The following is a 6,550-nucleotide window of genomic DNA, read 5'->3' as shown; positions in this document are numbered from 1 at the left end:
GCGGAGCATGCCCTGCGGGCTTGCGTCGCTTGCTGTAATCGATGGCCATCGCGTCCCCTGAGCTGGGGTGTTGCAACGACCACTAGAACTCAAGGGCTGGTTCGGGGCCCTCAGACGTCGACGAGGACGCGTCGGTAGCTGCTGCCGTCCTGTTCGCGCACCAGCAGGCCGTCGGAGACGCAGTACCTGCGCAGCGCCGCCGTGTCGTCGTGCACGGTGCCGAACGCGTCGTTGACCTCGCGCTCGCTGTAGACGCGGCCTTCGGTGAAGAGGCTGTCCGTGAGATGGACGAGGAGCTCGTGGCGTACGACGGGGCGTACGGGGATCGCGGTGAGGCGGCCGTGCGCGAAGAAGCCGGTGAGGCGGCGCGGCACGGTGGGGTGGGCGTCCACCGGGCCCGGGGCCCTGCGGAAGACGGCAGGGTCGGCCCGCAGCGACCCGTCGGGCAGCCGTTCCACGAGCCCGGCGGCGAGGAGGCGGCCCAGATGCCTGCGGGCGACCGCGGAGTCGGCCTCGCGCGGCGGCAGGTCGTCGAGGACTATGCGCGCGTACAGCCTGAGTCTCTCGGGGTCGGCGAGCACGGCGAGCAGCTGGTCCATGACGGGGTCCCTCCCGGCGGGTGACGGAGCCGAAGCAGTGTCACCCGCCGGGCGGGGCGCCCGCATCCGATTAACGTCCGCGCAGGTCCCGGTACTTGGCGACCAGGGCCGTGGTCGACCCGTCCAGGTCCGGCACCTCGGCGCCCTCGGTCAGGGCGGGCTCGACGCGCTTGGCGAGGACCTTGCCGAGCTCGACGCCCCACTGGTCGAAGGAGTCGATGTTCCAGACGGCGCCCTGGACGAAGACCTTGTGCTCGTAGAGCGCGACGAGCTGCCCGAGGACGGAGGGGGTCAGCTCCTTGGCGAGGATCGTCGTCGTCGGGTGGTTGCCCTTGAACGTCTTGTGCGGCACGAGCTCCTCGGGCACGCCCTCGGCGCGCACCTCGTCGGGCGTCTTGCCGAACGCCAGCGCCTGCGTCTGCGCGAAGAAGTTGGCCATCAGCAGGTCGTGCTGGGGCACCAGGCCGGGCAGCAGGTCGGCGACCGGCCGGGCGAAGCCGATGAAGTCCGCCGGGATCAGCTTGGTGCCCTGGTGGATGAGCTGGTAGTAGGCGTGCTGGCCGTTGGTGCCTGGCGTGCCCCAGACGACCGGGCCCGTCTGCCAGTCGACCTCCTCGCCGTTCCTGTCGACGTACTTGCCGTTGGACTCCATGTCCAGCTGCTGGAGGTACGCGGTGAACTTGGAGAGGTAGTGCGAGTACGGCAGGACGGCGTGCGACTGCGCGTCGTGGAAGTTGCCGTACCAGATGCCCAGCAGGCCCATCAGGAGCGGCACGTTGGACTCGGCGGGCGCGGTGCGGAAGTGCTCGTCGACGAGGTGGAAGCCGTCGAGCATCTCGCGGAAGCGGTCGGGGCCGATGGCGATCATCAGGGAGAGGCCGATCGCCGAGTCGTAGGAGTAGCGGCCGCCGACCCAGTCCCAGAACTCGAACATGTTGTCCGTGTCGATGCCGAACTCCGCCACCTTCCCGGCGTTGGTCGACAGCGCCACGAAGTGCTTGGCGACGGCGTCCTGACCGGCCTTCAGCTCGGTGAGCAGCCAGTCGCGCGCCGAGGTGGCGTTCGTGATCGTCTCGATGGTGGTGAAGGTCTTCGAGGCGACGATGAACAGCGTCTCGGCGGCGTCCAGGTCCCGCACGGCCTCGTGCAGGTCCGCGCCGTCCACGTTCGACACGAAGCGGACGGTGAGTTCGCGGTCGGTGAAGGAGCGCAGCACCTCGTACGCCATCGCCGGGCCGAGGTCGGAGCCGCCGATGCCGATGTTGACGACGTTCTTGATGCGCTTGCCGGTGTGCCCGGTCCACTGCCCGGAGCGGACCTTCTCGGAGAAGGCGCTCATCTTGTCGAGGACGGCGTGCACCGCGGGCACCACGTTCCCGGCGTGCTCGCCGTCGACCTCGACGACGGCGTCCCGCGGGGCGCGCAGCGCCGTGTGCAGGACCGCGCGGTCCTCCGTCGTGTTGATCTTCTCGCCGCGGAACATGGCGTCCCGCAGCCCGAAGACGTCCGTCGCGGCGGCGAGCTCGCGCAGCAGCCGCAGCGTCTCCTCGGTGACGAGGTGCTTGGAGTAGTCGATGTGCAGGTCGCCGACCTGGAGGGTGTATGACGTGCCGCGTGCCGGATCGGCGGCGAACAGATCGCGCAGCCGCACCTCCCCGAGCTGTTCGCGGTGCTTGGTGAGTGCCGTCCACTCGGGCGTCTGATTGAGCCTGGCGCGGCTTTCTGCATTCATCTCGGACTTCAGCCTTCTCTCGTACCCGCGTACGTGTATTGCCCCGCTGCACTCACCAACCTAAACGATCGATGAGCGGTATGAGATGTCTGAAACTGCCTGTCCGCGCGCGTGCCGTGATGCAGAAAACCGGCCGGACACCTCTCGGTGCCCGGCCGGTTCCCAAGTCCTAGATCTCGCCCCGCAGTTTGGCGAGCGCTTCCGCGAGGATCGCCTCGCCGTCCTCGTCGCTGCGCCGCTCCCGTACGTACGCCAGGTGCGTCTTGTACGGTTCGGTGCGCGGCGGGTCCGGCGGGTTGTCCCGGTCCTGACCTGCCGGAAAGCCGCAGCGGGGACAGTCCCACGTATCGGGGACCTGCGCGTCGCTGGCGAAGCTCGGCTGCGTCTCGTGCCCGTTGGAGCACCAGAAGGAGATGCGCAGTCGCGGCGCGGACTCACCGCGCTCGGCCTCGCCCATCGGCCCCGCCCCGACCCGACTTCCTCGGATCGCGTTGCCACTTGCCACGGTCGTAACTCCCTGCGTGATGGTGCTGCTGCGGGCGCCTCAGTTTACGTAAGGCCCAACGCGCGTCCAGTGTTGGGAGTTACACCCCACCCCCGGACGCAAGCCCCATGATAAGCCGCGCACGCGGGCGTGCACCGGACAAGCGACCAGTGGCTGACGCTAGTTGTTCGCCTTCATCAGCAGACCCAGCGCGACAATGCACGCGAACCACAGCAGACCGACCACGACCGTGATGCGGTCGAGGTTGCGCTCCGCGACGGAGGAACCGCCGACGGACGACTGCATGCCACCGCCGAACATGTCGGAGAGACCGCCGCCCTTGCCCTTGTGCATCAGCACCAGCAGCATCATCAGCAGGCTGAAGACGATGAGGGCGATCGAGAACCCCATAACCACGGCTGGACCAACTTCCTCGGATCTGAATCGACGGCGGGGGCCGGGGCGATCACGAGCGAGCTTTCCAGCCAGCTTCCATCGCCTCCGACCCCCGCAAGGGTACGACGTATCGCCGCTACCGCATACTCACTGGTCGCGGAACCGGACGATCTTGACGAACTCGTCCGGGTCCAGCGCCGCGCCGCCCACCAGGGCGCCGTCGACGTCGGGCTGCGCCATGATGTCGGCGACGTTCTTCGCCTTGACGGAGCCGCCGTACTGGATGCGGACCTTCTCGGCGAGCTCCGTCGAGTACAGCTCGGCGAGGCGGCGGCGGATCGCGCCGCAGACCTCCTGCGCGTCCTCGGGGGTCGCGACCTCGCCGGTGCCGATCGCCCAGACCGGCTCGTACGCGATGACGATGGTCTCGGCCTGCTCGGCCGGGATGTCCTTGAGGCCGCCGTCGAGCTGGGTCAGCGTGTACTGGACCTGCTGGCCCGCCTTGCGGATGTCCAGGCCCTCGCCGATGCAGAGGATCGGGGTCAGGCCGTGCTTGTAGGCGGCCTTCACCTTGGCGTTGCAGATCTCGTCGGTCTCGTTGTGGTACTGGCGGCGCTCGGAGTGGCCCACGGCGACGTAGGTGCACTTCAGCTTGGCCAGCATCGGGCCCGAGATCTCGCCGGTGTAGGCACCGGAGTCCTGCGCCGAGATGTCCTGGGCGCCGTACTTGATCTTGAGCTTGTCGCCGTCGACGAGGGTCTGCACGGAGCGCAGGTCGGTGAAGGGCGGCAGGACGGCGACCTCGCAGGCGTCGTAGTCCTTGTCGGCCAGGGCGAAGGCGAGCTTCTGGACGTGGGCGATGGCCTCGAGGTGGTTGAGGTTCATCTTCCAGTTGCCCGCCATCAGCGGGGTGCGCGTAGTCATCAGGTCTCAGTTCTCCAGTGCCGCGAGACCGGGGAGCGTCTTGCCCTCGAGGTATTCGAGGGAGGCGCCGCCGCCGGTCGAGATGTGGCCGAATGCGTTCTCGTCGAAGCCCAGCTGGCGGACGGCCGCGGCGGAGTCGCCACCGCCGACGACCGTGAAGGCCGGGGAGTCGAGGAGCGCCTGGGCGACCGCCTTGGTGCCCTCGGCGTAGTCGGGGTGCTCGAAGACGCCCATCGGGCCGTTCCAGAAGACGGTGGCCGCGTCGGCGAGCTTCGAGGCGTAGAGCTTACGGGTCTCGGGCCCGATGTCGAGACCCTCCTGGTCGGCCGGGATGGCGTCCGCGGCGACGGAGGTGGGGTTGGCCGGGGCCTTGGTCTTCAGGTCCGGGAAGTCGGGCGAGACCAGGACGTCCACGGGCAGCACGAACTCGACGCCCTTCGCCTCGGCGCGCCGCAGGTACTCCTGGACCGCCGGGATCTGGTCCTCCTGGAGGAGGGAGATGCCGACCTCGTGGCCCTGGGCCTTGAGGAAGGTGTAGGCCATGCCGCCGCCGACGAGGATGCGGTCGGCCTTCTCCAGGAGGTGGTCGATCACGCCGAGCTTGTCGGAGACCTTGGCGCCGCCTAGGACCACGGCGTAGGGGCGCTTGACGTCGTCGGTGAGCTTCTTCAGGACGCCGACCTCGGTGGCGATGAGGTAGCCGGCGTAGTGCGGCAGCTTCGCCGGGAGGTCGAAGACGGAGGCGTGCTTGCGGTGCACGGCGCCGAAGCCGTCGCCCACGTAGACATCGGCAAGGGCGGCCAGCTGATCGGCGAACTCGGCGCGCTCGGCGTCGTCCTTGGCGGTCTCGCCCGCGTTGAAGCGGAGGTTCTCGACGACGGCGACCTGGCCGGGCCGCAGGGCGTCCACCGCGTCGCGCGCGGCCGGGCCGACGGTGTCCTGCGCGAACGCGACGGGCGCGCCGAGGAGTTCACCGAGCCGCTCGGCGGCGGGCCGCAGGGAGAAGGCCGGGTCCGGGGCGCCCTTCGGGCGGCCCAGGTGCGAGGCCACGACCACCTTGGCGCCCGCGTCGGCGAGGGCCTTGACGGTCGGCAGGACGGCGCGGATGCGGCCGTCGTCGGTGATGGTGCCCTCGGCGAGCGGCACGTTGAGGTCGGCGCGGACGAAGACCCGCTTGCCGTCGACTCCTTCGGCGAGAAGTTCGTCGATCGTCTTCATGGACTGGACTCCTTGGGTGGGCTGACGCACAACAGGGCCCGGAGCGCGCGGCGTTGCGCGGTCCGGACCCTGTGCTCACATCTAGGTGCCTGCTCTGGTGGTTAGAGCTGACCGCCGACGAAGACGGTGAGGTCGACGAGACGGTTGGAGTAGCCCCACTCGTTGTCGTACCAGCCGAGGATCTTCACCGACTTGCCGTCCTGGACCATCGTCATGGACGAGTCGAAGGTGCAGGAGGCCGGGTCGCTCACGATGTCCGAGGACACGATCGGGTCCTCGGTGTAGAAGAGGTAGCCCTTCAGGTCGCCGTCGTCGGCGGCCTTCTTGAAGGCGGCGTTGACCTCGTCCTTGGTGACCTCGCGGGAGACCTCGACGACCAGGTCGGTGGCCGAGCCGGTCGGGACGGGGACGCGCATCGCGATGCCGTCGAGCTTGCCCTTGAGCTGGGGCAGGACCAGGGCGGTGGCCTTGGCGGCACCCGTCGTGGTCGGGATGATGTTCTCGGCGGCGGCGCGGGCGCGGCGCAGGTCCTTGTGCGGGAAGTCCAGGATGCGCTGGTCGTTGGTGTACGCGTGGACCGTGGTCATCAGGCCCTTGACGATGCCGAAGTTCTCGTCGAGAACCTTCGCCATCGGCGCCACACAGTTGGTGGTGCAGGAGGCGTTGGAGATGACGTGGTGGTTGGCCGCGTCGTACTTGTCCTGGTTGACGCCCATCACGATGGTGATGTCCTCGTCCTTGGCCGGAGCCGAGATGAGGACCTTCTTGGCGCCGCCGGTGATGTGCTTCTCGGCGTCGGCCTTCTTCGTGAAGATGCCCGTGGACTCGATCACGATGTCGACGCCGAGCTCGCCCCACGGGATGTCGGCGGGGTTGCGCTCGGACAGCACCTTGATGGTGCGGCCGTCGACGGTGATGGTGTCCTCGGTGTGCGACACGTCGGCCTTGAGGCGGCCCAGGATGGTGTCGTACTTCAGAAGGTGTGCGGTGGTCGCGGTGTCACCCAGGTCGTTGACAGCCACGATCTCGATGTCCGCGCCCTGCTCAAGGAGCGCGCGGAAATAGTTGCGACCGATGCGGCCAAAGCCGTTGATGCCTACGCGGATCGTCACGAAACCGATCTCCTCGTTGGTACGCCGGTTTTAGACGCCGGCGAGTTGTATGGGATGTCCCCGACCGCCTCCGACCCTACCTCTC

The 6,550-nt window shown here is 68.4% G+C and carries 7 protein-coding genes; all 7 read right to left on the bottom strand.

The window, feature by feature from the left end; translation table 11 throughout:
• Positions 1–110: 110 nt before the first annotated feature.
• Entirely contained in the window at positions 111–599 is a 489-nt protein-coding gene (locus ACFVYR_RS34275) for a DUF2087 domain-containing protein (protein ID WP_384258724.1), read from the bottom strand.
• 70 nt (positions 600–669) lie between these two features.
• The gene (pgi, locus tag ACFVYR_RS34270) at positions 670–2,331 is read right to left on the bottom strand and encodes a glucose-6-phosphate isomerase (protein ID WP_384258722.1); all 1,662 of its coding nucleotides are present in this window, start codon (positions 2,329–2,331) and stop codon (positions 670–672) included.
• A gap of 169 nt (positions 2,332–2,500) precedes the next feature.
• Positions 2,501–2,836: an RNA polymerase-binding protein RbpA gene (locus tag ACFVYR_RS34265; protein WP_384258720.1), complete on the bottom strand. Its 336-nt coding sequence runs from the start codon at positions 2,834–2,836 to the stop codon at positions 2,501–2,503.
• Positions 2,837–2,995: 159 nt separating this feature from the next.
• On the bottom strand, positions 2,996–3,226 hold the full coding sequence (gene secG / locus ACFVYR_RS34260; protein WP_055702100.1) for a preprotein translocase subunit SecG: 231 nt from the start codon (positions 3,224–3,226) through the stop codon (positions 2,996–2,998).
• Positions 3,227–3,358: 132 nt separating this feature from the next.
• Entirely contained in the window at positions 3,359–4,135 is a 777-nt protein-coding gene (tpiA, locus tag ACFVYR_RS34255) for a triose-phosphate isomerase (protein ID WP_384258718.1), read from the bottom strand.
• A 6-nt stretch (positions 4,136–4,141) separates the two neighbouring features.
• The gene (locus ACFVYR_RS34250) at positions 4,142–5,353 is read right to left on the bottom strand and encodes a phosphoglycerate kinase (protein ID WP_384258715.1); all 1,212 of its coding nucleotides are present in this window, start codon (positions 5,351–5,353) and stop codon (positions 4,142–4,144) included.
• Between the two features lie 101 nt (positions 5,354–5,454).
• Positions 5,455–6,465, bottom strand: a complete 1,011-nt coding sequence (gene gap, locus ACFVYR_RS34245; protein WP_384258713.1) for a type I glyceraldehyde-3-phosphate dehydrogenase — start codon at positions 6,463–6,465, stop codon at positions 5,455–5,457.
• Between the last annotated feature and the right edge of the window lie 85 nt (positions 6,466–6,550).

The sequence above is a fragment of the Streptomyces sp. NPDC058284 genome, assembly GCF_042881135.1.
GTDB lineage: Bacteria > Actinomycetota > Actinomycetes > Streptomycetales > Streptomycetaceae > Streptomyces.
The sequence above is the reverse complement of the archived record's forward strand: the minus strand, read 5'-3'. Positions and strand labels throughout refer to the sequence as shown.